The organism is Lentzea sp. HUAS TT2 (genome assembly GCF_051853195.1).
Lineage (GTDB): Bacteria > Actinomycetota > Actinomycetes > Mycobacteriales > Pseudonocardiaceae > Lentzea.
This window is the reverse complement of the sequence record NZ_CP196667.1, coordinates 895,442-918,255: the sequence shown is the minus strand read 5'-3', so window position 1 is coordinate 918,255 and position 22,814 is coordinate 895,442. Positions and strand designations below refer to the sequence as shown.

The window sequence follows — 22,814 nt, the reverse complement described above, 5'->3', positions numbered from 1 at the left end:
GCGCAACTACACCCGACTGGCCGATCCGCTACGGCAGCCAAGAGCCGCGGGGTCTGCGAGTTGGGTGTAGTTGGGGGCGATTTGATCAAGAGTTGGTGGTACTTGCAGACGCCACCAGCTGACCGCGAACGAACGGGCTAGTTCGGGCTGGGCACGTGCCCGTACTCGGTCAACGGCACCGGCACGGCCTTCAGCGCCGACAGGATCCCGGTCTCCCGGTGCAACATCCGCCGGACCAGCCGCAACCGCCGAGCCGGCGAGCGCTCCTCCAGCAACCGCTGCCGGTCCTCGACGGGCAGCAGGCAGTCGGCGGCCAGCAGGTACGACAGGTCGCCCAGGTCGACGTCCTCCGCGGGCGACGACCAGTCCTCGCGGTGCCAGGCGGCGCCGCAGTAGCGCTCGTGGGCCGCGCGGGCTCCGCGTTCCAGGATCGGCACGACCTCCTGGGCCGCCTCCGGCACCGGGGCGTCGTCGAGGTAGTCGACGTGGGCCAGCAGGTACGGGGCCGTTGTCGTGTCGACGTCCAGCAGGCGGAAGCGGCGCACCCCGCGCGTCACGATGTCGAAGCGGCCCTCGGGAAGCGGGCGGGCGTCGAGGAGGTCGGCAGAGCAGCCGATGTCCTGCAGGGAGTGGACGTTGTCCGCGCCCACCTCCCAGCCCTGCTTGATGCACACCACGCCGAACGTGCGGCCGAACAGCGAGCCGGTCATCAGGTCGACGACCAGCTGGCGGTAGCGCGGTTCGAAGATGTGCAACGGCAGCGACGCCCCAGGCAGAAGCACCGTGCCCAGGGGGAAAAGCGGAAGCGTCTCTGCCACGCGCCCAACGTTACGTGGTGCCACCGCCGCCCGCCGGACGGCCGGATCCCGGCGGCCTCAGCACGGCGAACGGATCGGTCACCAAGATTCCCTTGGCGCTGAACCGGAACAGCGCGGCGGGGCGGCCGCCGGACGGTCCCGGGGGAGCGGTGCCACCCGTGGGTTCCAGCAACAACCGGCGGGAGAGCACGCGTTGCAGGTTCGTCGCGGACACCCGGTAACCCAGTGCGGCCGAGTAGTGGTCGCGCAGCAGGGAGATCGTGAACTCCGGTGGGGCCAGCGCGAAACCGATGTTCGTGTACGACAGCTTCGAGGCGAGCCTGTGCCGTGCTCGAAGCACGATGGAGGCGTGGTCGAACGCCATCGCGGGCATCTTCTCCACGCAGTGCCACTGCGTGTCCGACGGGACCTCCGGATCGACGTCGGAGGGGACGAGTCCGAGGAACGCCGACGCGACCACGCGGGGTCCGGGGACGCGGTCCGGGGCGCTGAAAACGGCCAGCTGCTCGACGTGTGACAACTGTCGCACGTCGACTTTCTCCGCCAGCTGACGCCGGATGGAGGACTCGACGTCCTCGTCCACCCGGAGCTCGCCACCGGGCAGCGACCAGCGGTGAGCGTGCGGTTCCCGAGCGCGCTCCCACAGCATGACCTGGAGTGACGCACCTCTCACCCGCAACACAGCGGCCAGAACTTCGTGCCCCACACCTGCCACCCGGCTGATACTATCGGCCACGTTTTCGACCAGTAGGCGAAAACCCCGGATCGAGGAGGCAGTGATGGTCGCTACCGCAACCGTGGAGCGAACCGCGTCGGGTGTGTACGGCGGAGTCGAGCCGAACGCCGCGTGGCGAGACGAGGTGCTGCGCCTCGCGAAGGAGCGCGACGCCGTCATCCTGGCGCACAACTACCAGCTGCCCGAGATCCAGGACATCGCCCACCACACCGGCGACTCCCTGGCGCTCAGCCGGATCGCCGCGCAGTCCGACGCGCAGACCATCATCTTCTGCGGCGTGCACTTCATGGCCGAGACCGCGAAGATCCTCGCCCCGCAGAAGACCGTGCTGATCCCGGACGAGCGCGCGGGCTGCTCGCTCGCCGACTCGATCACCGGCGCGCAGCTGCGCGAGTGGAAGGCCGAGCACCCCGGCGCCGTCGTCGTGTCGTACGTGAACACCACGGCCGAGGTGAAGGCCGAGACGGACATCTGCTGCACGTCCTCGAACGCCGTCGACGTGGTGCGCTCGATCCCGGCCGACCGCGAGGTGCTGTTCTGCCCGGACCAGTTCCTGGGCGCGCACGTCAAGCGCGAGACCGGCCGCGAGAACATGCACATCTGGGCGGGCGAGTGCCACGTCCACGCCGGCATCAACGGCCCTGAACTGGCCGAGCGCGCTGCCGCGAATCCCGAGGCCGACCTGTTCATCCACCCGGAGTGCGGCTGCGCGACGAGCGCGCTGTACCTGAGCGGCGAGGGCATCGTCCCCGCGGAGAAGGTCAAGATCCTCTCGACCGGCGACATGATCACCGCGGCCCGCTCGACGAAGGCCACCAAGGTGCTCGTCGCGACCGAGATCGGCATGCTGCACCAGCTGCGCAAGGCCGCCCCGGAGATCGACTTCCGCGCCGTGAACGACCGCGCGTCCTGCACCTACATGAAGATGATCACGCCGGCCGCGCTGCTGCGGTGCGTGCGCGACGGCCTGGACGAGGTGCACGTGGACCTGGAGACCGCGAAGCGGGCCCAGGGTGCCGTGCAGCGCATGATCGAGATCGGCAAGCCCGGCGGCGGTGAGTGATGGCCGCGCGCTGGGAGGCGCGAGCCGACCTGATCGTGGTCGGCACCGGCGTGGCGGGTCTGACCGCCGCGCTGCGGGCTCGTGAGCTGGGACTGCGCGTCCTGGTCGTCACGAAGGCCGCGGGCGACGACGGCAACACCCGCTGGGCACAGGGCGGCGTCGCCGTCGTCATGGAGGACCAGCACGACCCCGGCGACTCGGTGCAGAAGCACATCGAGGACACGCTGACGGCGGGCGCGGGTCTCTGCGACGACGTGGCCGTCGCGGCGATCATCACCGACGGTCCCGCGGCCGTCGCCCGGCTGCGCGAGCGCGGTGCCGTGTTCGACGCGAAGCCGGACGGCCTGCTCGAACGCACCCGCGAAGGCGGCCACAGCGCGTTCCGCGTCGTGCACTCCGGTGGCGACGCGACCGGCGCCGAGGTCGAGCGCGCGCTGCTCAAGGCCACTGTGGACGGACGGGTTCCCCTGCTGGAGAACCACGTCGCGGTCGACGCCGTGAAGACGCCGCTCGGCGCCGTCGCGGGCCTGCTGGTCCTGGACGGCAACGGCGTGCCCGGCGTGCTCACCGCACCGGCCGTGCTGCTGGCGACCGGTGGCCTCGGCCAGATGTACCAGGCGACCTCGAACCCCTCGGTGGCGACGGGCGACGGGCTGGCACTCGCTCTGCGGGCCGGCGCGCTGGCCGCCGACGTCGAGTTCATCCAGTTCCACCCGACCGTCCTCTACACGGGCCGCGGCGCCCGTGGCCGCTGCCCGCTCGTCACGGAGGCCGTGCGCGGCGAGGGCGCCGTGCTGATCGACGCGACCGGCGCCCGCGTGATGAAGGGCGTGCACCCGCTGGAGGACCTCGCCCCGCGTGACGTCGTGGCGGCCGCGATCACCCGGCACATGGCGCTCGAACCCGGCGGCGTCGACGACCACGTCTTCCTGGACGCGACGGCGTTGCACGACATGGCGACCCGCTTCCCGACCGTGTTCTCCGCGTGCGTCTCGGTGGGCATCGACCCGGCGGTCGACCCGATCCCGGTCGCCCCCGCGGCGCACTTCGCGTGCGGCGGCGTGGTCTCCACGGTGGACGGACGCACCGGCGTCACCGGCCTGTACGCGGTCGGCGAGGTCGCCCGCACGGGTCTGCACGGCGCGAACCGCCTGGCCTCCAACAGCCTGCTCGAAGGCCTGGTCTGCGGCACCCGTGCCGCGGAGACGGTCGCCGCCGACCTCGCCATCGGCCTGATCGCGCCGGTCCGCGTTCCGGAGGTCTCGCTGCCCACCGCGCCCGTGGCGGACCGCGACATGCTCCAGCGCGTGATGTCCCGCTACGCCGCGATCGGCAGGGACGCCGAGGGCCTGGCCGTCGTCGGCTCCGTGCTCGACGTGTCCACTGTGGACAAGCAGCTGGAGTCGCGCGAACTGGTCGAGGACGCGGCGCTGACCATGGCCGCCCGCGCCCTGATCGCGGCGGCCCAGCAACGCACCGAGTCGCGCGGCTGCCACGTCCGCACGGACTTCACCGAGCGTTCCGAGGCCTGGCAGCGCAGCCAGCTCGTCCGGCTCACCCCGACCGGTCAGCCCGTGCTGGCCGATCCTGTTCTCGCAGAAGGTGTGGCATGACCATCGACTGGGACGACGCGAACCGGGTCATCCAGCTCGCGTTGGAGGAGGACCTCCGCTACGGCCTCGACGCCACCACGTTGGCGACCGTGCCGGAGAAGGCCGTCGCGACCGCGGAGATCACGCCTCGCGCGGCCGGTGTGCTGTGCGGCGTTTCCATTGCGCGCACGGCATTTCAGCGCTACCTGCCCGAGATCGAGGTGCTCTCCGAAGCCGCTGACGGAGACAAGGCGGTTCCCGGTGAGCCCGCGCTGGTGCTCACCGGTCCGACCCGCGGCCTGCTCACCGTCGAACGCACGGCGCTGAACCTGATCTGCCACCTGTCCGGCATCGCCACGCAGACGGCTCGGTGGGTGACGGCGATCGAGGGCACCGGTGCGGCCGTCCGCGACTCGCGGAAGACGTTGCCGGGCCTGCGTCTGCTGCAGAAGTACGCGGTGCGGGCCGGCGGCGGCGTGAACCACCGCATGGGCCTCGGCGACGCGATCCTCATCAAGGACAACCACGTCGCCGCAGCCGGTTCGGTCGGTGCCGCGATCCGTGCCGCCCGCGCGCACGCGCCGGAGCTGTTGATGGAGGTCGAGGTCGACAGCCTCGCGCAGCTCGACGAGGCGCTGGCCGAAGGCGCGGAACTGGTGCTGCTGGACAACTTCACGCCAGAGCAGTGCGCCCAGGCCGTCGCCAGGCGGCCGGAGGGCGTGAAGCTGGAGGCGTCCGGCGGGCTCACGCTGGACGTGGCCCGCGCGTACGCCGAGACCGGCGTGGACTACCTCGCGGTCGGTGGCCTCACGCACTCCAGCCCGTCACTCGACCTCGGCCTGGACCTGCGCTAGCGGCTGGTACCGCTCGACACCGACACCGCGGGCGCCGGGGAAGTTCTGCACCCGGCGCCAGTCGGCGGTCTTCGAGCCGACGCCGTTGCCGTCCGACAGCGCGTCGACGTGGTCCTGCGCGCTGACCCACTCCGCGTAGTTGATGACCTGCCTGCCGTCCTCCCGGATGTGGAAGGCGGCGGAGATGCCACCGGGGTGCGGGTTCGGGTCGCTGGCGAGTGCGACGAACACCGAGTCGACCCACGCCCGTGCGGTCGCCTCGTCGTCCGTGTCGATCGTGACCAGCACAACGCACCCGACAGACCTGCTGTCGGACGCCATGCCGCCGGTGCGGTAGAGCTTGAAGCCGTCGAGTTCCTTGCTGTTGCGGACGAACGAGGGCAGCGGGGGAAGTGTCATGCCCCGATCCTGTTGTCTCGACCTAACTGGAGGTCAAGCGCCGGTTCGCCAGCACGGGCAGCACCTCGCGGGCCCGCGCCACGGAGTCGAGGTCCAGGTCGACGATCGTGTCGGAGGGCTGCTCCGACAGCTGCACGACGATGTTCCCGAACGGGTCGGCGACGGTCGAGTACCCGATCCCGGTGGGCGCGGACGACCCGAGATCCCCTGGATAGGCCTGCCCGCAGGCCACGACGAACGACGTGCAGTCGAGCGCACGCGCCCGCACCAGCAGTTCCCACTGCTCCTTCTTGCCCGGCCCGGCACCCCAGGACGCCCCGACCAGCACCGCGGACGCACCCTTGTCGGCCAGAGCCCTGAACAGCTCGGGGAAGCGGATGTCGTAACAGGTGGCGACACCGAGCGTCACGCCGTCGACCTCGAACGTCACGACCTCGGACCCCGGCGCGACGGTCCGCGACTCCTGGAACCCGAACGCGTCGAACAGGTGGATCTTGTCGTAACCGACGTGCAGATCAGGCCCGGTCACCAGAAGCGTGTTCGTCACGCGGTCACCGGAAGGCGTGAACATCCCGGCCACCACCACGACGTCGTGCTGCACCGCGATCTCGTGCACCGCGGACGCCCACGGCCCGTCCAACGGCTCCGCGACCGGCCCGAGAGGCACGCCGAACCGGCACATCGTCGCCTCGGGCAGCACGACGACCCGCGCGCCGTCGGCCCTGCGCACCGCGTCACGCACGAGCTCCAGGTTGGAGCGGGGATCGGTGGTCGAGCTGATCTGACTCACGGCGACACGCATGGGGATCACTGTAGGGTCCGACTCGTGCGTTCCCCACTGCTCCTAGTCGTGTTGCTGGCCGTCGCGGGCTGCACCGAGACCGCCACACCCCGCCCGGACGGTGGGTCGAACGGCACGTCGATCGTGCTGGCGGACCGCGACGAGCCGACGACGCTGAACCCGCTGCTCGGCTACGGCGCGCAGGGCGTGTCGAAGATCTACGACGGGCTCGTCGAGCACCGCCAGGACGGGTCGCTGACCCCGCAGCTCGCGGCGGACCTGCCGGAGCCGGCGGTGGACGGGCTGAGCTGGACGGTGAAGCTGCGCGGCGACGTGAAGTTCACCGACGGCAGCACGTTCGGCGCCGAGGACGTCGTCGCGACCTACACCGCGGCGTTGCAGAGCCCGGTCAAGGAGCGGTTCAGCACCCTCAAGAGCGTCGAGCAGCTCGACCCGTCGACGGTCCGCTTCACCCTCACGCAGACGCAGGCCGCGTTTCCGCACCTGCTCGTGCTCGGCGTCCTGCCCAGCGAGCAGGCGAAGCAGGACGGCCAGCCGGTCGGCACCGGCCCGTACAAGGTCACCGAGTGGAAGAAGGGCGACCGGCTGCTGCTGGAGTCCAACGACGGCTACTTCGACGGTGCGCCGAAGGTCAAGAAGGTGACGGTCGTCTTCGTCACCGACGACAACCAGCGCGCCCGCCGCATGCAGGACGGCGAGTTCGACGGCACGGTCCTGCCGCCCAAGATCGCCACGCAGTTCGCCTCGAGGTCCGGCCTGCAGGTGAACTACCACCGCAGCGCCGACTACCGCGCCGTGCGGCTGCCCGCGGCCAACCCGGTCACCGGCAACGCCTCCGTCCGCCTCGCGCTGAACTTCGCCGCGAACCGCCAGGGCATGATCGACAGCCTGCTCGAGGGCAAGGGCACTCTCGCGTACACGCCGGTGCCGGACGCGCTGGCGGAGGAGTTCGACCCGACCGCGAAGTTCCGCTTCGACAAGACCGAGGCGACTCGCTTGCTCGACGTCGGCGGCTGGGTGCCCGGCGCGGACGGCATCCGGGTCCGCGAGGGCGTGGCGGCCCGCTTCACGCTGATGTACCCGCTGGGTGACGACCTGCGCGCCGACCTGGCCACGGCGTTCGCGGCCGACGCCAAGGCCGTGGGCGTGGACGTGCAGCTCGCGGGCCTGTCGTGGGAGGCGATCCGGCCGCGCATGGCCCAGGACGCGCTGCTCTACGGCGAGGGCTCGCCGTTCGACCCGGACCTGATGCTCTACGACCTGCGCGGCCAGGGCAGCCCGGCCGCCGACGCCGCGCTCGAGAACGGCCGCAGGCTGATCGACCCGGCACAGCGGGCCGTGGCGTACAAGCTCTTCCAGCAGGCGTTCATCGCGGCGCCGTCGATGGCGGTGCTGGTCTTCCCCGAGCACGCGTACGTGATGCGCGACTCGTGGAACGGCTACCAGCCCGTGGTCGACCCGAACTCCTACGGCGCGCTGGCCTGGGGCCCGTGGTGGAACCTGGAGAAGTGGGAGCCTAAGTAGTCCTGGCGTTGATCTCGCGGACGGCGCGGTCCGGGTCGTCCGCCCAGAACTCGACGCGCTCGACCCGCTGCACGCCCGTCTTGCCGAGGTTCACGAGCTGCGGCTCGTGGAACGGCACCGACACGTTCGTCCTGGTCAGCGACTGGATGACGAGCGCGTCACCGATCACCTCGACGCTGCGCTGCCCCTTGTGGGTGCGCTCGGCGACCTGGGCCGCGCCGAGGTCGGAGGTCGGCAGGCGCCAGTCGAAGAACCCCAGCTGACGCAGCCTCAGCTCGTCCTCGGAGACCGTGTGCGGCTGCTTGGCCAGCACGTAGAGAGCGCCCACGCACACCACGGTGTTCAGCACGCCCAGGACGATCAGCGTGATGAGCAGCCACGGGATGTCCAGGGCGAACGCGACCAGCGCGACCCCGACCACCGTGATGATCAGGAACCGCACGTACCGCGGCCGCATGCGCTTGCCGTAGGGGATCTCCACCATGCCGGTGAGCCTATTTTCGCAGCGCGCGAACCATGCCGCCGGGGTCGTCCGTCCAGAACTCGATCTTCGTCACCTCGTGCGCGCCACGCCGGCCCAGGTCGACCTCCTGCGGTTCGTTCAGCCGCAGTGAAACGTTGGTGGAGTTGGAGATCTCCAGCACGAGCGTGCCGTCCACAACGGACCGCGTCCGGTGCAGCGTCCGGCTCGTCGTGCCCTGCGTCACGCTTTCGATGGCGGCCAACGGAATCCGGTACTCGAACTCCCGCGCGTACCGCAGCCAGAGGTACCGGTCGTCCACCGAGTGCTTGAACTTCTGGAGCATCCACAGCTGCCACCCGAGCAGCAGCGCGCTCAGCACCCCGAACGCGAGCAGCACGGCCCGCAGCCAGAACCACGGCACGATCAGCTCCACGAGCAGGATCTCCAGCGGTGTCACCACGATGAACACCCAGAGGAACGGTCTCACCTGCGCGCTGTAACCGAAAGTTCGATCCCCCATGGGTTCGATGGTGGCACAGTGGAACGGGTGAGCGACCTGATCTTCCTGGACAGCGCCGGTTCCTCGATCCCGCCCGCCGAGGTGGTGGACGAGGTGGTCGGGCATCTCCGTCGGGAGACCGAGATCGGCGGCTACCGGGCCGCCGCGGAACGCCGTGAAGACATAGAGACCGGCTACGGCGTGCTGGCCGAGCTCTTCGGCTGCGAGCCCTCGGAAGTCGCGTTCACCGACAGCGCGACCCGGTCGTGGCTCACGGTTTTCGACGCCGTGCCGCTGACGAAGGGCGACCGGATCCTCGTCACCGAGGTCGAGTACGGCGGCAACGCGGTGCCGATGCTGCGCCGCGCGGAGGAGACCGGCGCGACGATCGAGGTGATGCCGTCCGACCGCCACGGGCAGGTCGACGTCGGCGCCCTGGAACTGGACGAGCGGGTCAAGCTGATCTCGCTCGTGCACGTGCCCACCAACGGCGGCCTGGTCAACCCGGTCAACGAGATCACCGCGAAGGCGCGTGAGGCCGGCGCGCTGGTGCTGCTCGACGCCTGCCAGTCGACGGGCCAGATCGACCTGCGCGGGTTCGACTACGACATGCTCGTCTGCACCGGCCGCAAGTGGCTGCGCGGGCCACGCGGCACGGGCGCGCTGGTCGTGCGCGACGACGTGCGCCGCAGGCTGAAGCCGCGGCTGATGGACCACAGCGCCGCCGAGTGGGTCGCGCCCGACCGGTACGAGCCGCGCGACGACGCGCGGGTGTTCGAGCTGTGGGAGTACAGCGTCGCGGACCGGCTGGGCCTGATCGCCGCCGCCCGGTACGCGCTGGCCAAGGGGCTGGACGTCATCGAGGCCGAGGTGGGGGACCGCGCCAAGCGTTTGCGCACGGGTCTGGCCGCCACTCCCGGCATCACCGTGCAGGACCTCGGCGAACGGCAGTCCGGCATCGTCACGTTCACCAGCGACGGGGTGTCGGCGATGGAGCTGAAAGACCGGCTGTGGCGGAAGAACGTCGCCGTGACGGTGTCCCAGCGCGCGTCGACGATGTTCGACATGACCCGGCGGGGCCTGGACGAAGTAGTGCGGGCCTCCCCGCACTACTTCGTCACTCCTGAGGAGATCGATCAGGCGCTGGACCGGATCAGCAGCTCACGTTGATGACGCGCTTCACGCAGTCCGAGTAGCCGACGAACAGGTCGACGGCGCGGTCGTTGCGGCTCGTCTGCGCCGCGATGACCGTGTCACGCGGGTAGAAGCCGTTGAGGCCACCGCTGCTCGGGTACATCTCGAAGGTGTACGACCAGATCTTGTGCTGGCCCCACATCCAGTCGTCGATGCTGCCGTCGGTGATGTACAGGTCGCTCGCCTGCTCCGGCGTGTACCCGTTGGTGGCGGCCATCTGCTGGCCGAGCGTGCGGAACGCGCGTTCCTCGGTCGCGTCCAGACCCGGCGCGGTGTTCGCGGTGGTGTAGCCGAACGGCCACAGCACGAGCTCCGAGAACGAGTGGAAGTCGATGTTCGTCTTGATCTGCTGGACGCCACCGACGACGCGCGAGTTCACGAAGTTCTTGATCACGTTGGTCTCCGGCGCCGAGAACGCCGCCGTGCCGCGGTAGGTGTCCGACGTGCTGGAGCCGCTGGAACCGCCGCAGCAGCCCCACTTGAAGCCCCAGTTGCGGTTGAGGTCGGTGCCGTTGCCCTGGCGGTTCTTGCGCCAGCCGCGGAACGAGCCCGTCTCGATGTCGTACTCGACACCGTCCGGGTTGACCATCGGGACGAACCAGACCTCGCGGGTGTCCACCAGGTTCTTGATCGCCGGCGTGGCGTAGTTGTCGGTGTAGCGCTTGATGATCTGCAGGCACTGCTCGACGGTCAGGTGCTCGCGGGCGTGCTGGTTGCAGGTGAAGATCACCTCGGGCTCGCTCTCGTCGGTCGCGACGTTGTCGCTGACCTTGAGGGCCCAGATGTCCCGGTTCTGGAAGCTCTTGCCGATGCTGCGCAGGCTCGCCAGCGTCGGGTGGTCGCGGACGGTCTGCTGCAGCTCCGCGGTCATCTCCGCGAAGTTGTGGTAGCCCGCGTAACCGGACGGGAAGTCCTGCGTGCCGACCTGGCCCGGCTTCTGGTCGGTGAAGTCGACCTTGCCGAGGCTCTTGAGCTGCTGCTCGAAGTCGCCGACGTACTTGAGCGGCAGACCGGTGGCCTGCAGGGCCCGGTACTGCGCCTTGTCCGCGACGACCGAGACCGTGGTGAGCTTCGTCGCGCCGAGCACGTCCACGCCGATCTGGGCGATCTGGGTGCGTTCGGCGGACGTGTTGGCGGTGACCTCCAGCAGATAACGGCCGGAGTCGGCGTTGCTCGGTGCCGCCATGCCCGCGACCAGCACGGGCAGACATATGGCGAGCACTGCGGCGATCTTGCCGCGGCGCTTGGTGAACATGGGTCCTCCATCATCAGCAGGGGTTTGCGACGGAGTGGTGCTCGACCGAGCGTGGCCGGGGCGTCACACGCTGAGTAGCGCCGATAGCGGGCTGACCGTTGACAGATTTCCGCAGGAACTAGGCTGTCAGACATGCTGAACCGCATCGACCTGCGAGGTCGCACCACGACTCCCGCTCAGCTGCGCGCCATCGTGCCGCGCGCAGAGATGGACGTGGACGCGGTTCTGCATCATGTACGTCCGATCGTGGAGGCGATCGCCGAACGCGGCGTCGAGGCCGCGCTCGAGTACACGGAGAAGTTCGACCGCGTTCGTCCTTCTTCTGTCCGTGTGCCCGCTTCGGATATTTCGTCTGCTTTGTCCTCGCTGGACCCGGCTGTGCGCGAGGCGTTGGAAGAGGTCATCACGCGCACCCGGCGCGTGCACGCCGACCAGCGCCGCACGGACACGACCACGCAGGTCGTCCCCGGTGGCACCGTCACGGAGAAGTGGGTGCCGGTCGCGCGCGTCGGCCTGTACGCGCCCGGCGGCCTCGCGGTCTACCCGTCGACGGTCGTGATGAACGTCGTGCCCGCGCAGATCGCCGGCGTCGAGTCGCTGGTCGTGGCCTCGCCGCCGCAGGCGGAGTTCGGTGGCCTGCCGCACCCGACGATCCTCGCGGCCGCGGCGTTGCTCGGCGTCGACGAGGTGTGGGCCGTGGGCGGCGCCCAGGCGATGGCCCTGCTGGCGCACGGTGGCACCGACACCGACGGCGCCGACCTGGCCCCGGTCGACGTCATCACCGGACCCGGCAACATCTACGTGACGGCGGCCAAGCGGTTGCTGCGCGGCCTGATCGGCATCGACTCCGAGGCGGGGCCGACCGAGATCGCCATCCTGGCCGACGAGACGGCCGACGCAGGGCACGTGGCCGCCGACCTGATCAGTCAGGCAGAGCACGACCCGCTCGCGGCGTCGGTGCTGGTGACGGACTCCGTCGAGCTGGCGGACGCGGTGGACGTCGAGCTGGAGCGCCAGATCGGGGCGACCAAGCACCACGAGCGGATCCGCACGGCGCTGGGCGGCGAGCAGTCCGCCACCGTCCTGGTGTCCTCTGTGGACGAAGGGGTCCGGGTCGTCGACGCGTACGCCGCCGAGCACCTGGAGATCCAGACGCGCGACGCGCGCGCGGTGGCTGACCGGATCCGGTCCGCCGGCGCGATCTTCGTCGGTCCCTACGCGCCGGTGTCGCTGGGCGACTACTGCGCGGGTTCGAACCACGTGCTGCCGACCGGTGGCTGCGCGCGGCACTCGTCGGGACTGTCCGTGCAGACGTTCCTGCGCGGCATCCACGTGATCGACTACTCAGAGGAAGCACTGCGGGAGGTCGCCGACAAGGTCGTCGCGCTGGCCAACGCGGAAGACCTGCCCGCGCACGGGCAGGCTGTCACAGCGAGGTTCTCTCGATGAAGCCAGTCGTAGGCGCACGGGTGGAGCTGTCCGATCTGCCCCTGCGCGAGGACTTGCGCGGCCGCACGCCCTACGGCGCGCCGCAGCTCGACGTCCCGTACCGCTTGAACACCAACGAGAACCCGTACGCGCCGACGGACGCGCTGGCCGCCGACGTCGTCGCCGCGGTCGCCGAGATCGCCGGAGAGCTGCACCGCTACCCGGACCGCGACGCGGTGGCGTTGCGCGAGGACCTGGCGGCGTACCTGACGGAGGCGACGTCGGTGACGCTGACGTCCGAGAACGTCTGGGCCGCCAACGGGTCCAACGAGATCCTCCAGCAGATCCTGCAGGCGTTCGGCGGACCGGGCCGCGTGGCACTGGGCTTCGAGCCGTCGTACTCGATGCACCCGATCATCGCCGCGGGCACCCGCACCGAGTGGGCGCCCGCGCCGCGCCGTTCCGACTTCTCGCTGGACGTGGAGAAGGCCGCCGCGGTGATCGCCGAGACGAAGCCGGACGTCGTCTTCGTGACGTCGCCGAACAACCCGACCGGCCAGTCGATCCCGTTGAGCGACCTGCGCCTGCTGATCGCCTCGACCACGGGCATGATCGTGGTGGACGAGGCGTACGCGGAGTTCTCCCCGCAGCGCAGCGCGATCGAGCTGCTCGACGAGTTCGGGTCGCGTCTGATCGTCTCGCGCACGATGTCGAAGGCCTTCGCGTTCGCCGGCGGCCGTCTCGGCTACCTGGCGGCTGCTCCTGCCGTGGTCGACGCGTTGCAGCTCGTGCGCCTGCCGTACCACCTGTCCGCGCTGACGCAGGCCGCCGCACGGGCCTCGCTGCGGCACGGCCCGGAGACGCTGGGGTCGGTCGCCCGGCTGTCCTCGGAACGCGACCGGGTGTCGTCGGCACTGGCGGACCTGGGTTTCCAGGTCGTGCCGTCGGACGCGAACTTCGTGCTGTTCGGCTGGTTCGAGAACGCACGTGAGGTCTGGAAGTCCTATTTGGACCACGGCGTGCTCATCAGGGACGTCGGAATCGCGGGTCACCTGCGGGTGACCATCGGAACGCCCGAGGAGAACGACGCTTTCCTCGCGGCCAGCAAGGAGGTCAGCCGGTGAGTCGTGTGGGCAAGGTGGAACGCACCACCAGGGAGTCGTCGGTCTACGTCGAGATCGACCTCGACGGCACCGGCCAGGTCGAGATCAGCACGGGAGTGCCGTTCTACGACCACATGCTGACGGCGTTCGGCGTGCACGGCAGCTTCGACCTGATCGTCCGCGCCACCGGCGACACGCACATCGACGCGCACCACTCGGTCGAGGACATCGCGATCGTGCTGGGCCAGGCGCTGCGGGAGGCGTTGGGGGACAAGAAGGGCATCCGCCGCTTCGGCGACTGCTGGATCCCGATGGACGAGACCCTCGCGCACGCCGCGGTGGACGTCTCGGGCCGCCCGTACACCGTGCACCGCGGCGAACCGGAGCAGTTCAACAGCTTCGTGATCGGCGGCAACTACCCGTTCGTGCTCAACCGGCACGTCTTCGAGTCGCTCGCCTTCCACGCCCAGATCGCCCTGCACGTGCGCGTCGAGTACGGCCGCGACCCGCACCACATCGCGGAGGCGGAGTACAAGGCCATCGCCCGCGCCCTGCGCGCGGCCACCGAGCCCGACCCGCGCGTAGGCGGCGTCCCGTCGACCAAGGGCGTCCTCTGATGCCGAAGGAAGTCGTCGTCATCGGCCTGCTGGCCCTCGCGGGCTTCCTGGCCGGTGGCGTCTACACCACGTGGAAGACCGCCAAGGTCATGGCGATCATCCTGCTGGTGCTGCTCCTGGTCGCGGTGGGCGGCGCCGTTCTCTGGCTGCTCTAGCCCTTGCGGGCGAGAACCCACTGGAACGTCGCCGGGTCCGGCTCGTGCATGGTCACCAGGTCGTCGACGACGACCTCCAGGTGCCGCGCGAGCAGGGCCCGGTTCACGTCGGGTGTGTTGCTGCCGAAGAACATGTCGACGCCGAGCCAGTTCTCGGTGACGTCCGGCGTGCCGGTGCCGAGCGAGGCGAGGAACAGGCCGCCGGGCTTGAGCCAGCGCGCGATCTTCGCGATGAGCGCGGGCTGTTCGGCGCGCGGCACGTGCAGGATCGAGTAGAACGCCGAGACGCCGTCGAACTCCCCGTCCGGGAAGTCGAGCGCGGTCATGTCCGCCTTCTCGAACCGTGCTCCTGGCACGTTCGCGCGGGCGAGCTCGACCTGCTGCTGCGACAGGTCGACGCCGAGGACGTCGTGCCGTTCGGCGAGCTTCCGGCTGCACGGGACGCCCGCGCCGCAGCCGAGTTCGAGAACCTTCGCCCCGTCGGGCAGCCGTTGGTCGAACTCGGCGAGATAACGCAGCCGCGGGTCGTCGGCGATCAGCGCTGACCAGTCGAGGTACCGCTGCGCGATGGCGTCGTAGCCGTCCTCGACGGTCCGCTTCACGTCGTGGCCAGGTAGCTCGCCGGCACGTGCTGCGCGAGCCACACCCCGTTGGCGCTCAGCCGGAACTCGTGCCCGTCCGCGTGCATCGCCTTGGCGTCCACGGTCAGGATCAACGGCCGCCCACGCCGCGCTCCCACGCGCCGCGCGGTCTCGCGGTCGGGCGAGAGGTGCACGTCGTGGCGTGACATCGGCCGCAGACCGTCGCGCATGATGTCGTCGAGGTACTGCGCGACCGTGCCGTGGAACAGCTGGTCCGGCGGGACCGCGGCCGGCAGGCCGAGGTCGACCTCGACGCTGTGCCCCTGGTTCGCGCGGATGCGGTCGCCGTCGATGCTGAAGCGCTTCTTGTCGTTGCGGTCCACGACCTCGCGCAGGTCCGTTTCGGAGACGCCGAGCGCGTCGAGGAGGTCGGCCACCGGCACCCAGCCCGACGGGTCGAGGGTGAGGCCGACGCGCTCGGGCTGGTGCCGGAGCGCTTTGGACATCCGCTTCGAGAGGCGGATCATTCGTTCGTCTTCCATTTCCCGCCCAGGAAACCACAGCGCGTCCACCGATTTTGGGGTTTGATGGGCTGGATGTGGCGCGAGCGGCGGGTTCCTGGCGAGACCGAGATCTTCGTGGCCTGGCAGGAGTGCCCGCAGGACCGGGTGTTGCTCGTGATCCACGGTGGCCCGGACTGGGACCACAGCTACCTGCGCGACCCGCTCTCCGAGCTGGACTGCCGGCTCCTCCTACCTGACCTGCGCGGCTGCGGTCGTTCGGGCACGGCGCCCGAGTACCACCCGGACGGCGTGATGGGCGACCTGGTGCGGGTGCTGGACGCGTTCGACGTCGAGCGCGCCGACGTGCTCGGGCACTCGTACGGCGGCATGGTCGCGCAACGGTTCGCGATCACCCACCCCGAACGGGTGCGCAGCCTGATCGTGTCGGGCAGCAGCGTGCTGCCGGTGCCGCCGGACGCGTTCGAGGGCTGGGCGGAGCGGGACGAGGTCCTGGCGGGCCAGGAGGACCCGTGGCAGCGCGGGGACCTGTCGCTGGAGCAGTGCGTGCGGGCCGACGCGTTCGAGGCCGCCGGCGCCAGCATCCGGCGTGCCGCGCGCATGCCGGGTTATCTGAAGCGGCTGGAGCAGGTGAGGTTCCGCGCGGAGTGGGTGCGCCAGCTCCAGGTGAGCGGCCTGGTCTCACCCCGGCTGCCCGATGCCGCGCGCCGGATCGCCGAACTGGACATCCCCGTGCTCCTGCTGCACGGACGGCAGGACATGACCTTCCCGGTCGGCCTGGTCGAGCCCACCCTCGAGCTGATCCCGCGGGCGAGCGCCGTCGTGCTCGACGACGCGGGCCACATGCTGCACGTCGACGAACCCGAGGGCTACCTGCGCGCGGTCCGCGAGTTCCTAAACGGTGCCGCCTTCCAGCGCGGGCTTGAGCTGGGGAGCCCCCGGCCCGTGTGAGGCCTGCTCGTCGTCGATGTTCTGCAGCGCACAGCTGCGCAACGACAGGCAGCCGCACCCGATGCACCCGGTCAGCCGGTCGCGCAGCCGGTACAGGGCGTCGATGCGCGCGTCGAGCTCCGACTTCCACGAGCGGGACAGGCGTTCCCAGTCGGACTTCGTGGGCGTGCGGTTGTCGGGGAGCTGGGCGAGCGCGTCGCGGACGTCCTCCAGGGTGAGGCCCACGCGTTGCGCGGTGCGGATGAAGGCCAGCCGGCGCAGCACCGAGCGCAGGTAGCGCCGCTGGTTGCCCGCGGTGCGCACGGAGGTGATCAGGCCCCTGTCCTCGTAGAAGCGCAGGGCCGTGTGGGGGACGCCGCTGCGTTCGGCGACCTGGCCGATGGTCAGCATTTCCGGCAACTTGCTCACGAGATCATGGTAACCCCCTTGACCTCCAGCATGGTCGAGGTTGAACAGTTGTTGCCATGCAACGGATACCAGGGCTCTTCGCGAGGATGACCGGGGACGAGAAGCACGAGTGGGCTGCGGCGTCCACGATCGACGTGCTCTGGGTCCTCTACGACAAGGTCCTCAACGTCACGCCCGCGACGGTCGACGACCCCGACCGCGACCGGTTCCTGCTGTCCAAGGGGCACGGGCCGATGGCCTACTACGCCGTGCTGGCGGAGAAGGGGTTCATCGACGAGTCCATTTTGGACGACTGGACGTCGTGGGACAGCCCGCTCGGCCAGCATCCCGACCGGGTGCTCGTGCGCGGTGCGGAGATCAGCAGTGGCTCGCTCGGGCACGGGCTGCCGATCGCGGTGGGAACGGCCATCGGGCAGCGGGTCGCCGGGAGCCGCGGGCGCACGTTCGTGCTGGTCGGCGACGGTGAGCTCGACGAGGGGAGCAACTTCGAGGCGATCGCGGTGGCTTCCCGGCTCAAGGTCGCGAACCTCACCACGATCGTGATCGACAACGGGTCCGCGATGCACGGCTGGCCCGGTGGCATCGCCGGCCGGTTCGCCGTCGAGGGCTGGCAGACGGCCGAGGTCGACGGCCGCGACCACGAGGCGATCTTCACCGCACTGACCGCGCCGCACGACCGCCCGTACGCGGTGGTCGCCAAGATCGAGAAGGACTACTGATGTCCAGCATGCGCCAGGCCTTCGTCAAGACCGTCAACGACGAGATCGCCGCCGACCCGCGGATCGCGGTGGTGACCGCGGTGATCTCCAGCAACGAGTTCCCGCAGGAGAACGAACGCGTCGTGGACGTCGGGATCCGCGAGCAGACCATGGTGGGCGTGGCGAGCGGTCTGGCGTTGGCGGGGCTGCGTCCGGTCGTGCACAGCTATGCGCCGTTCCTCGTCGAACGGCCGTACGAGCAGATCAAGCTCGACATCGGGCACCAGGACGTGGGTGCGGTGTTCGTGAGCATCGGAGCGTCCTATGACGACCCGGCGTGGGGCCGCACGCACCAGTCACCGGGCGACGTCGCGTTGTTCGACACGCTGCCCGGCTGGACCGTTCACGTACCCGGACACCCGGACGAGGTGACGCCGTTGCTGCGGCAGGCGTTGAAGGACGACAACCGGGTCTACATGAGGCTTTCGCTGCACGAGAACACGCTGGCGCACCCGGTGGGCGAGGGGTTCACGGCGCTCAGGCACGGGAAGCGCGGCGTGGTGCTCGCCGTCGGGCCGATGCTCGACCGCGTGCTCAAAGCCGTCGAGAGCGAGAACGCCGACGTCACGGTGCTGTACGCGGCCACGGTCCGGCCGTTCGACTCGGAGGGGCTGCGCAAGGCGGTGCAGGACACCGACCACGCGGACGTGATGGTGGTCGAGCCGTACCTGGAGGGAACTTCCTCCCATCTCGTGTCCGAGACGCTGCAACAAATCCCGCACCGCGTTCGTTCAGTAGGTGTCAAACGACACGCGGAGCTCCGCAACTACGGCACGGCCGAAGATCATGACGCGGCACATGATCTCGACGTGGTCGGGCTGGGGAGCGCCGTGCGGAGTTTCTTCAGGGGGTGAAGAAATGTTCGCAGTCATGGGGGATGACTGGACCGGCGCGCCTTCCCGCGCCGTTTAGGAATGAGGCGGTGGCACGATCAGGCAAGATCCTGATCGTGCACACCCCACGTGTGGTCATCTGGACCACCTCTGACCTCGAGTCGGCGCGAGCCGAGCTGAGCAGGCGCCCGAGCCGCCCGCGCCTGCTGGTTCCCGTTCCGCACGGCACGTTCGTGCTCGGCCCCGACCCGTACACGTCCGAGACGTTGATCGACGGCCTGCGCGTGGTGAAGGGCCGGCGGATCGGTCTGGTGTGGACGGAGACCACGGCGTGGCTCGTCTACTTCGACGGCGCGGTCCGCGGCTGGAGGTTCGGTCCGGACGACTACTTCGAGCCGGAACCACCGAAGCGGCTGCCGGAAGGCCTCAGCTGGCTCGGCGAGGCCGCCGAGGCCGTGCGGGAACGCGGCGCGCTCGACGGTCTGGACGCGCTGCGGATCGCGTTGGAGTCCGCCGGATTCGCCCTGGACGCCGCCGCGCTGGTGAGGATCGACGGCGGCGAGGTCGACGAGTCCGTGCCGTACCACGAGAAGAAGTGGTGGGAGGGCCTCGTCGGCGAGCGTCAGGGCATGTCCGACCAGCAGTGGATCAACCCGGCCCTGCCGTTGGGCGGCATGGTGCTGGTGTCCGCGGCGCTGGTCCTCGTCCTGGCACTGCTGAAGATCCCGGTCGTGATCACGGTCCCGCTGTACGTCCTGCTGTCGGTCGCGCTGGCGATGCTGGCGGCGATCACCGCGGTGTCCTGGCACCGGGGCCGCCGAGCCGACCCGTTCCCGGTACGCGACATCCTTGGCATGTCTGCATGGGCGCGCGAGGCGGACCAGGAATGATGTTGAACGTGAGAATGCTGATCTGGACCCCGTTGAACGCCGCCGAACTGCAGAAGGCCATGCACAGCGGCAACGTGGGCCCCGCGGCGCTCGTCCCGGTCCAGTCCGGCACGGTGCTGCTGCCACCTCCGGCCACCCGGCTCAACGAGGCCGCGTACATGACGACCAGGGTGCGCAAGCTCGGGGGCGGCGGTGCCGCGCTGGCCGTCTGGAACGACGACGCCGCGTTGCTCTACCTGTTCACCTCGACGCTCGGCCGCGCCTCGATGTGGGGATCGCGCGAGGCGGTGCTGGCGTTGTCGGCTCAGGCGAAGCAGTCGGGGCCGGTCGGACTGTTCTTCGACCGCATGACCGCGGGGATGGTCGACCTGCGTGAGAAGGAGAAGTGGCAGCTCGACGCCATCGACAAGCTCACCGCGCTGTACCCGTCCGCCAGCCGCAAGGGTCCCCTCGAACGCATCCGCGACTTCGCGAACGGCCGCGCGGCGATCCCGGACTTCTTCCGCGAGGCGGGGTTGCACGAGGTCGCGCAGGTCGCGGAGCTCACCGAGCAGGGGCGCGCGGACTTCGTGCTGCGGACGCTCGAACCGCCGCGGGCGCAGACGTGGCCGCTCGCGCTGATCGTCCCGCTGATCGTGCTGACGGCGTTGGTGACGGTGGTGCTCACCATCCCGGCGGTCGTCTACTACCTCGTGACCGCCCTGCTCCTCGTGGTGATGGTCACGCTGCTGGTCGTGCTCAGGCGCCGGCTCGTGCGCACGAAACCGATCAACACCGTGTTGCCGGTCATCCCGGTCACGCAGGGTGCGGTCCCGACCGACTAGCCTGGTCGGCGTGGCACGCGTCGTCGTACTTGACTATGGATCCGGCAACCTGCGCTCTGCTGAGCGCGCGCTTCAGCGGGTCGGCGCCCATGTCGAGGTGACGTCGGACGCGCGCGCCGCCCGTGAGGCGGACGGTCTCGTGGTCCCCGGCGTCGGGGCGTACGCGGCGTGCATGGAGGGCCTCAACTCGGTGCGCGGCGCCAGGATCATCGGCGAGCGCCTCGCCGGTGGCCGTCCGGTGCTCGGCATCTGCGTGGGCATGCAGATCCTGTTCGACCGCGGCATCGAGCACGGCGTGCTGACCGAGGGCTGCGGCGAGTGGCCCGGCACCGTCGAGCGGCTCGAAGCGCCGATCGTGCCGCACATGGGCTGGAACACCGTGCGCACGCCCGAGGGCTCGAAGCTCTTCGCGGGCCTCGACAAGGACACGCGGTTCTACTTCGTGCACTCCTACGGCGTGCGCCGCTGGGAGCTGGAGCCGGCCGAGCACATCAAGCCGCCGCTCGTGACGTGGGCGGACCACGCGGGTGACGAGTTCGTCGCGGCCGTCGAGAACGGACCGCTGTGGGCGACCCAGTTCCACCCGGAGAAGTCCGGTGACGCCGGTGCGCACCTGCTGCAGAACTGGCTGGCCAGCTTTTCGTGATCACGCGCCTGCGTGGCCGTGTTCGCAGTAGGGGACGCTAGGCTGCTCGGGTGACTTTCACACTCCTCCCCGCTGTTGACGTGGCCGACGGTCGTGCCGTCCGGCTCGTGCAGGGCGAAGCCGGTACCGAGACGAACTACGGCGAGCCGCTCGACGCGGCCCTGCAGTGGCAGCGCGACGGGGCGGAGTGGATCCATCTCGTCGACCTCGACGCGGCGTTCGGCCGCGGCTCCAACCGCGAGCTGATCGCCCGGGTCGTCGGCGAGCTCGACGTGAAGGTGGAGCTGTCCGGCGGCATCCGCGACGACGCGTCGCTGGAGGCCGCGCTGGGCACCGGCTGCGCCCGCGTGAACCTGGGCACGGCCGCGCTGGAAGACCCGGAGTGGTGCGCGAAGGCGCTGGCGGCGTACGGCGAGAAGATCGCGGTGGGCCTCGACGTCCGCATCACCGAGCAGGGCCACCGGGTCAAGGGCCGCGGCTGGACCTCGGACGGCGGCGACCTCTGGGAGGTCCTCGACCGGCTCGACCGCGACGGCTGCACCCGGTACGTGGTCACCGACGTGTCGAAGGACGGCACGCTGACGGGCCCGAACCTGGAGCTGCTCGCCGAGGTCTGCGCCCGCACCGACGCACCGGTGATCGCGTCCGGCGGTGTGTCCACTGTGGACGACCTGGTCGCGCTCTCGAAGCTGTCGCGCGACGGCGTGGAGGGCTCCATCATCGGCAAGGCCCTGTACGCCGGTGCTTTCACGCTCCCGGAAGCGCTCGCTGCGGTCCGTTGATCACGCTCTCGATGTGAGCGGCCGCGGCCGCGTGCGTCACACCCGTGTTGTGCAGCACGTCGGCCGCGGTCCCGTCGGCTTCGAGCAGAACACCGAGCAGGATGTGCTCGGTTCCGATGAACATGTGGCCCATCCGCAGCGCCTCGCGCACGGCCAGTTCCAGGGCCTTCTTGCAGTGCGTCGTGTACGGCTGCTTCTCCGGCCGTTGCTTGGCCTCGGTGTCGAGCCGGTTGAGGGTCGCGATGCGCGTGCTGCCGTCGCCGGACTCCAGCTTCGCGATGGTCTTGGCCGCGAGCCCGCCCGACTCGTCGAGCAGCCCGAGCAGCAGGTGCTCGGTGCCGATCCGCTCGCTGAACCGCGCGTGGTGCCGCGCCAGCGCGAGGACGCGGCGCGACCGCTGGGTGTAGCGCTCGGTCGACGGCTTGGACAGCTCCGGCGACTCCCTGGGCACGAACCGCTTCTGCGCGGCCTGCTTCGTCACGCCGAGGCTCTCGCCGATCTCGGCCCAGCTCGCCCCGCCGCGGCGCGCCTCGTCCACGAAGTGGCCGATCAGGTGGTCGCCGAGCTCGTTGAGCTGACCGCTCATCTCGACGGCCTTCGCCAGCCGCACGAGGGCGTCGTCGGCCTCTTGGGCGACGGTGACGATGAGGTCGGTCAACTGGATCACGCGTCAACTCTAGGTTGACGCCAAGTGGCGGGTCAACCTCGGGTTGACGACTCAGCTCGCCGCCGTGATCCGGATGCCGATCGAGCCGGTCCGGCCGCGGCGCAGCTTGCTGCCGAACACGGTCACCCACCCGAACAGCCCGTACTTCTTCGAGATCCGCGACCGCACGTCGTCGCTCGCGGCCTCGTCCAAGAGCGTCGCGTGGGCCTTGACCGAGTCGCCCTTCGGGTTGCCGCGGACGTCGCACGGCCCGACCTCGACGTCGCCGCTGCGCCGGATCCGCTTCACCTTGCCGGAGTCCGTGGCGCTCCAGGCGTAGATCACCTCGTCGCTCTCGCCCGGCACCACCCACACCGGCGTGGGCACCGCGGTGCCGTTCTTGCGGAAGGTCGTCAGCAGCAGGTACTTGCCCTCGGCCAGTTCGCTGATCATGGCCGCGAAGCGTAGTCCC

The 22,814-nt window shown here is 70.0% G+C and carries 28 protein-coding genes; 16 read left to right on the top strand and 12 right to left on the bottom strand.

Features of this window, described 5'->3' with window-relative positions; all coding sequences use genetic code 11:
• Nucleotides 1-137 precede the first annotated feature (137 nt).
• Nucleotides 138-818 (bottom strand): LON peptidase substrate-binding domain-containing protein, encoded by a 681-nt coding sequence (locus tag ACSHWB_RS04635; protein WP_439660846.1) that lies wholly within the window; start codon nucleotides 816-818, stop codon nucleotides 138-140.
• Nucleotides 819-828: 10 nt separating this feature from the next.
• Complete coding sequence (locus ACSHWB_RS04630; protein WP_439660845.1) at nucleotides 829-1,524, bottom strand: NUDIX hydrolase; 696 nt, start codon at nucleotides 1,522-1,524, stop codon at nucleotides 829-831.
• Between the two features lie 73 nt (nucleotides 1,525-1,597).
• On the opposite strand from ACSHWB_RS04630, the gene nadA reads away from it, so the two are divergent.
• The 3 genes from nadA to nadC are packed head-to-tail and all read left to right on the top strand — an operon-like array spanning nucleotide 1,598 to nucleotide 5,063.
• Nucleotides 1,598-2,617 (top strand): quinolinate synthase NadA, encoded by a 1,020-nt coding sequence (nadA, locus tag ACSHWB_RS04625; RefSeq protein WP_319977292.1) that lies wholly within the window; start codon nucleotides 1,598-1,600, stop codon nucleotides 2,615-2,617.
• Nucleotides 2,617-4,230: an L-aspartate oxidase gene (locus ACSHWB_RS04620; protein ID WP_439660844.1), complete on the top strand. Its 1,614-nt coding sequence runs from the start codon at nucleotides 2,617-2,619 to the stop codon at nucleotides 4,228-4,230. The genes nadA and ACSHWB_RS04620 overlap by 1 nt, the downstream gene beginning before the upstream one ends.
• A complete protein-coding gene (gene nadC / locus ACSHWB_RS04615; protein ID WP_439660843.1) occupies nucleotides 4,227-5,063 on the top strand; it encodes a carboxylating nicotinate-nucleotide diphosphorylase in 837 nt (278 codons plus the stop codon). Before ACSHWB_RS04620 ends, nadC begins: the two co-directional genes overlap by 4 nt.
• Here the strand turns inward: nadC and ACSHWB_RS04610 are convergent.
• The gene (locus ACSHWB_RS04610; RefSeq protein ID WP_439660842.1) at nucleotides 5,034-5,462 is read right to left on the bottom strand and encodes a hypothetical protein; all 429 of its coding nucleotides are present in this window, start codon (nucleotides 5,460-5,462) and stop codon (nucleotides 5,034-5,036) included. The two genes, nadC and ACSHWB_RS04610, sit on opposite strands and share 30 nt — an antisense overlap.
• Before the next feature lie 22 nt (nucleotides 5,463-5,484).
• On the bottom strand, nucleotides 5,485-6,264 hold the full coding sequence (locus tag ACSHWB_RS04605; RefSeq protein WP_439660841.1) for a carbon-nitrogen hydrolase family protein: 780 nt from the start codon (nucleotides 6,262-6,264) through the stop codon (nucleotides 5,485-5,487).
• A gap of 24 nt (nucleotides 6,265-6,288) precedes the next feature.
• Here ACSHWB_RS04605 and ACSHWB_RS04600 point away from each other — a divergent pair, with 24 nt between their 5' ends.
• Nucleotides 6,289-7,788 (top strand): ABC transporter substrate-binding protein, encoded by a 1,500-nt coding sequence (locus ACSHWB_RS04600; protein WP_439660840.1) that lies wholly within the window; start codon nucleotides 6,289-6,291, stop codon nucleotides 7,786-7,788.
• Here ACSHWB_RS04600 and ACSHWB_RS04595 read toward each other — a convergent pair.
• Nucleotides 7,781-8,272, bottom strand: a complete 492-nt coding sequence (locus ACSHWB_RS04595; RefSeq protein WP_439660839.1) for a hypothetical protein — start codon at nucleotides 8,270-8,272, stop codon at nucleotides 7,781-7,783. The two genes, ACSHWB_RS04600 and ACSHWB_RS04595, sit on opposite strands and share 8 nt — an antisense overlap.
• Before the next feature lie 10 nt (nucleotides 8,273-8,282).
• Nucleotides 8,283-8,771, bottom strand: coding sequence for a hypothetical protein (locus ACSHWB_RS04590; RefSeq protein ID WP_439660838.1), 489 nt, complete (start codon nucleotides 8,769-8,771; stop codon nucleotides 8,283-8,285).
• Between the two features lie 27 nt (nucleotides 8,772-8,798).
• On the opposite strand from ACSHWB_RS04590, the gene ACSHWB_RS04585 reads away from it, so the two are divergent.
• A complete protein-coding gene (locus ACSHWB_RS04585) occupies nucleotides 8,799-9,920 on the top strand; it encodes an aminotransferase class V-fold PLP-dependent enzyme (protein WP_439660837.1) in 1,122 nt (373 codons plus the stop codon).
• Here the strand turns inward: ACSHWB_RS04585 and ACSHWB_RS04580 are convergent.
• Nucleotides 9,904-11,199 carry a M14 family metallopeptidase gene (locus ACSHWB_RS04580; protein ID WP_439660836.1) on the bottom strand — a complete coding sequence of 432 codons (1,296 nt, stop codon included), beginning with the start codon at nucleotides 11,197-11,199 and terminating at the stop codon, nucleotides 9,904-9,906. The two genes, ACSHWB_RS04585 and ACSHWB_RS04580, sit on opposite strands and share 17 nt — an antisense overlap.
• 132 nt (nucleotides 11,200-11,331) lie before the next feature.
• On the opposite strand from ACSHWB_RS04580, the gene hisD reads away from it, so the two are divergent.
• From hisD to ACSHWB_RS04560, 4 genes are read left to right on the top strand one after another with little or no spacing between them, the layout of a single operon-like run.
• Nucleotides 11,332-12,648, top strand: coding sequence for a histidinol dehydrogenase (gene hisD, locus ACSHWB_RS04575; protein ID WP_439660835.1), 1,317 nt, complete (start codon nucleotides 11,332-11,334; stop codon nucleotides 12,646-12,648).
• Nucleotides 12,645-13,751: a histidinol-phosphate transaminase gene (locus tag ACSHWB_RS04570; protein ID WP_439660834.1), complete on the top strand. Its 1,107-nt coding sequence runs from the start codon at nucleotides 12,645-12,647 to the stop codon at nucleotides 13,749-13,751. Before hisD ends, ACSHWB_RS04570 begins: the two co-directional genes overlap by 4 nt.
• The gene (gene hisB / locus ACSHWB_RS04565; RefSeq protein WP_439660833.1) at nucleotides 13,748-14,347 is read left to right on the top strand and encodes an imidazoleglycerol-phosphate dehydratase HisB; all 600 of its coding nucleotides are present in this window, start codon (nucleotides 13,748-13,750) and stop codon (nucleotides 14,345-14,347) included. The genes ACSHWB_RS04570 and hisB overlap by 4 nt, the downstream gene beginning before the upstream one ends.
• Nucleotides 14,347-14,502, top strand: coding sequence for a hypothetical protein (locus ACSHWB_RS04560; RefSeq protein WP_439660832.1), 156 nt, complete (start codon nucleotides 14,347-14,349; stop codon nucleotides 14,500-14,502). The genes hisB and ACSHWB_RS04560 overlap by 1 nt, the downstream gene beginning before the upstream one ends.
• On the opposite strand, the gene ACSHWB_RS04555 is transcribed toward ACSHWB_RS04560, so the two are convergent.
• A complete protein-coding gene (locus ACSHWB_RS04555; protein ID WP_439660831.1) occupies nucleotides 14,499-15,104 on the bottom strand; it encodes a class I SAM-dependent methyltransferase in 606 nt (201 codons plus the stop codon). The genes ACSHWB_RS04560 and ACSHWB_RS04555 overlap by 4 nt on opposite strands.
• Nucleotides 15,101-15,625, bottom strand: coding sequence for an RNA 2'-phosphotransferase (locus ACSHWB_RS04550; protein ID WP_439660830.1), 525 nt, complete (start codon nucleotides 15,623-15,625; stop codon nucleotides 15,101-15,103). Before ACSHWB_RS04550 ends, ACSHWB_RS04555 begins: the two co-directional genes overlap by 4 nt.
• Before the next feature lie 45 nt (nucleotides 15,626-15,670).
• On the opposite strand from ACSHWB_RS04550, the gene ACSHWB_RS04545 reads away from it, so the two are divergent.
• Nucleotides 15,671-16,555: an alpha/beta fold hydrolase gene (locus ACSHWB_RS04545; protein WP_439660829.1), complete on the top strand. Its 885-nt coding sequence runs from the start codon at nucleotides 15,671-15,673 to the stop codon at nucleotides 16,553-16,555.
• Here ACSHWB_RS04545 and soxR read toward each other — a convergent pair.
• A complete protein-coding gene (gene soxR / locus ACSHWB_RS04540; RefSeq protein WP_439664515.1) occupies nucleotides 16,499-16,945 on the bottom strand; it encodes a redox-sensitive transcriptional activator SoxR in 447 nt (148 codons plus the stop codon). The two genes, ACSHWB_RS04545 and soxR, sit on opposite strands and share 57 nt — an antisense overlap.
• 74 nt (nucleotides 16,946-17,019) lie before the next feature.
• Between soxR and ACSHWB_RS04535 the strand changes: the two genes are divergently transcribed.
• The 6 genes from ACSHWB_RS04535 to priA all read left to right on the top strand — a co-directional run bounded on the left by ACSHWB_RS04535 (nucleotide 17,020) and on the right by priA (nucleotide 21,696).
• On the top strand, nucleotides 17,020-17,682 hold the full coding sequence (locus ACSHWB_RS04535) for a thiamine pyrophosphate-dependent enzyme (protein ID WP_439660828.1): 663 nt from the start codon (nucleotides 17,020-17,022) through the stop codon (nucleotides 17,680-17,682).
• Nucleotides 17,682-18,575 carry a transketolase family protein gene (locus ACSHWB_RS04530; protein ID WP_439660827.1) on the top strand — a complete coding sequence of 298 codons (894 nt, stop codon included), beginning with the start codon at nucleotides 17,682-17,684 and terminating at the stop codon, nucleotides 18,573-18,575. Before ACSHWB_RS04535 ends, ACSHWB_RS04530 begins: the two co-directional genes overlap by 1 nt.
• Nucleotides 18,576-18,643: 68 nt before the next feature.
• A complete protein-coding gene (locus ACSHWB_RS04525) occupies nucleotides 18,644-19,444 on the top strand; it encodes a hypothetical protein (RefSeq protein ID WP_439660826.1) in 801 nt (266 codons plus the stop codon).
• 8 nt (nucleotides 19,445-19,452) lie between these two features.
• On the top strand, nucleotides 19,453-20,268 hold the full coding sequence (locus tag ACSHWB_RS04520; protein WP_439660825.1) for a hypothetical protein: 816 nt from the start codon (nucleotides 19,453-19,455) through the stop codon (nucleotides 20,266-20,268).
• Between the two features lie 10 nt (nucleotides 20,269-20,278).
• Entirely contained in the window at nucleotides 20,279-20,914 is a 636-nt protein-coding gene (hisH, locus tag ACSHWB_RS04515) for an imidazole glycerol phosphate synthase subunit HisH (RefSeq protein ID WP_439660824.1), read from the top strand.
• Between the two features lie 50 nt (nucleotides 20,915-20,964).
• Entirely contained in the window at nucleotides 20,965-21,696 is a 732-nt protein-coding gene (gene priA, locus ACSHWB_RS04510; RefSeq protein WP_439660823.1) for a bifunctional 1-(5-phosphoribosyl)-5-((5-phosphoribosylamino)methylideneamino)imidazole-4-carboxamide isomerase/phosphoribosylanthranilate isomerase PriA, read from the top strand.
• Here priA and ACSHWB_RS04505 read toward each other — a convergent pair.
• Complete coding sequence (locus ACSHWB_RS04505) at nucleotides 21,662-22,363, bottom strand: Clp protease N-terminal domain-containing protein (RefSeq protein ID WP_439660822.1); 702 nt, start codon at nucleotides 22,361-22,363, stop codon at nucleotides 21,662-21,664. The two genes, priA and ACSHWB_RS04505, sit on opposite strands and share 35 nt — an antisense overlap.
• Nucleotides 22,364-22,414: 51 nt before the next feature.
• Nucleotides 22,415-22,795 carry a PPOX class F420-dependent oxidoreductase gene (locus tag ACSHWB_RS04500; protein ID WP_439660821.1) on the bottom strand — a complete coding sequence of 127 codons (381 nt, stop codon included), beginning with the start codon at nucleotides 22,793-22,795 and terminating at the stop codon, nucleotides 22,415-22,417.
• Between the last annotated feature and the right edge of the window lie 19 nt (nucleotides 22,796-22,814).

Excerpts from the sequence above, each read along its gene's own strand:
- nadA (WP_319977292.1), top strand. The coding sequence starts at position 1,598 with ATGGTCGCTACCGCAACCGTGGAGCGAACCGCGTCGGGTGTGTACGGC.
- ACSHWB_RS04620 (WP_439660844.1), top strand. The coding sequence starts at position 2,617 with ATGGCCGCGCGCTGGGAGGCGCGAGCCGACCTGATCGTGGTCGGCACC.
- nadC (WP_439660843.1), top strand. The coding sequence starts at position 4,227 with ATGACCATCGACTGGGACGACGCGAACCGGGTCATCCAGCTCGCGTTG.
- ACSHWB_RS04610 (WP_439660842.1), bottom strand. The coding sequence starts at position 5,462 with ATGACACTTCCCCCGCTGCCCTCGTTCGTCCGCAACAGCAAGGAACTC.
- ACSHWB_RS04605 (WP_439660841.1), bottom strand. The coding sequence starts at position 6,264 with ATGCGTGTCGCCGTGAGTCAGATCAGCTCGACCACCGATCCCCGCTCC.
- ACSHWB_RS04595 (WP_439660839.1), bottom strand. The coding sequence starts at position 8,272 with ATGGTGGAGATCCCCTACGGCAAGCGCATGCGGCCGCGGTACGTGCGG.
- ACSHWB_RS04590 (WP_439660838.1), bottom strand. The coding sequence starts at position 8,771 with ATGGGGGATCGAACTTTCGGTTACAGCGCGCAGGTGAGACCGTTCCTC.
- ACSHWB_RS04580 (WP_439660836.1), bottom strand. The coding sequence starts at position 11,199 with ATGTTCACCAAGCGCCGCGGCAAGATCGCCGCAGTGCTCGCCATATGT.
- hisD (WP_439660835.1), top strand. The coding sequence starts at position 11,332 with ATGCTGAACCGCATCGACCTGCGAGGTCGCACCACGACTCCCGCTCAG.
- ACSHWB_RS04570 (WP_439660834.1), top strand. The coding sequence starts at position 12,645 with ATGAAGCCAGTCGTAGGCGCACGGGTGGAGCTGTCCGATCTGCCCCTG.
- ACSHWB_RS04560 (WP_439660832.1), top strand. The coding sequence starts at position 14,347 with ATGCCGAAGGAAGTCGTCGTCATCGGCCTGCTGGCCCTCGCGGGCTTC.
- ACSHWB_RS04550 (WP_439660830.1), bottom strand. The coding sequence starts at position 15,625 with ATGGAAGACGAACGAATGATCCGCCTCTCGAAGCGGATGTCCAAAGCG.
- ACSHWB_RS04545 (WP_439660829.1), top strand. The coding sequence starts at position 15,671 with ATGGGCTGGATGTGGCGCGAGCGGCGGGTTCCTGGCGAGACCGAGATC.
- soxR (WP_439664515.1), bottom strand. The coding sequence starts at position 16,945 with ATGCTGACCATCGGCCAGGTCGCCGAACGCAGCGGCGTCCCCCACACG.
- ACSHWB_RS04535 (WP_439660828.1), top strand. The coding sequence starts at position 17,020 with ATGCAACGGATACCAGGGCTCTTCGCGAGGATGACCGGGGACGAGAAG.
- ACSHWB_RS04530 (WP_439660827.1), top strand. The coding sequence starts at position 17,682 with ATGTCCAGCATGCGCCAGGCCTTCGTCAAGACCGTCAACGACGAGATC.
- ACSHWB_RS04500 (WP_439660821.1), bottom strand. The coding sequence starts at position 22,795 with ATGATCAGCGAACTGGCCGAGGGCAAGTACCTGCTGCTGACGACCTTC.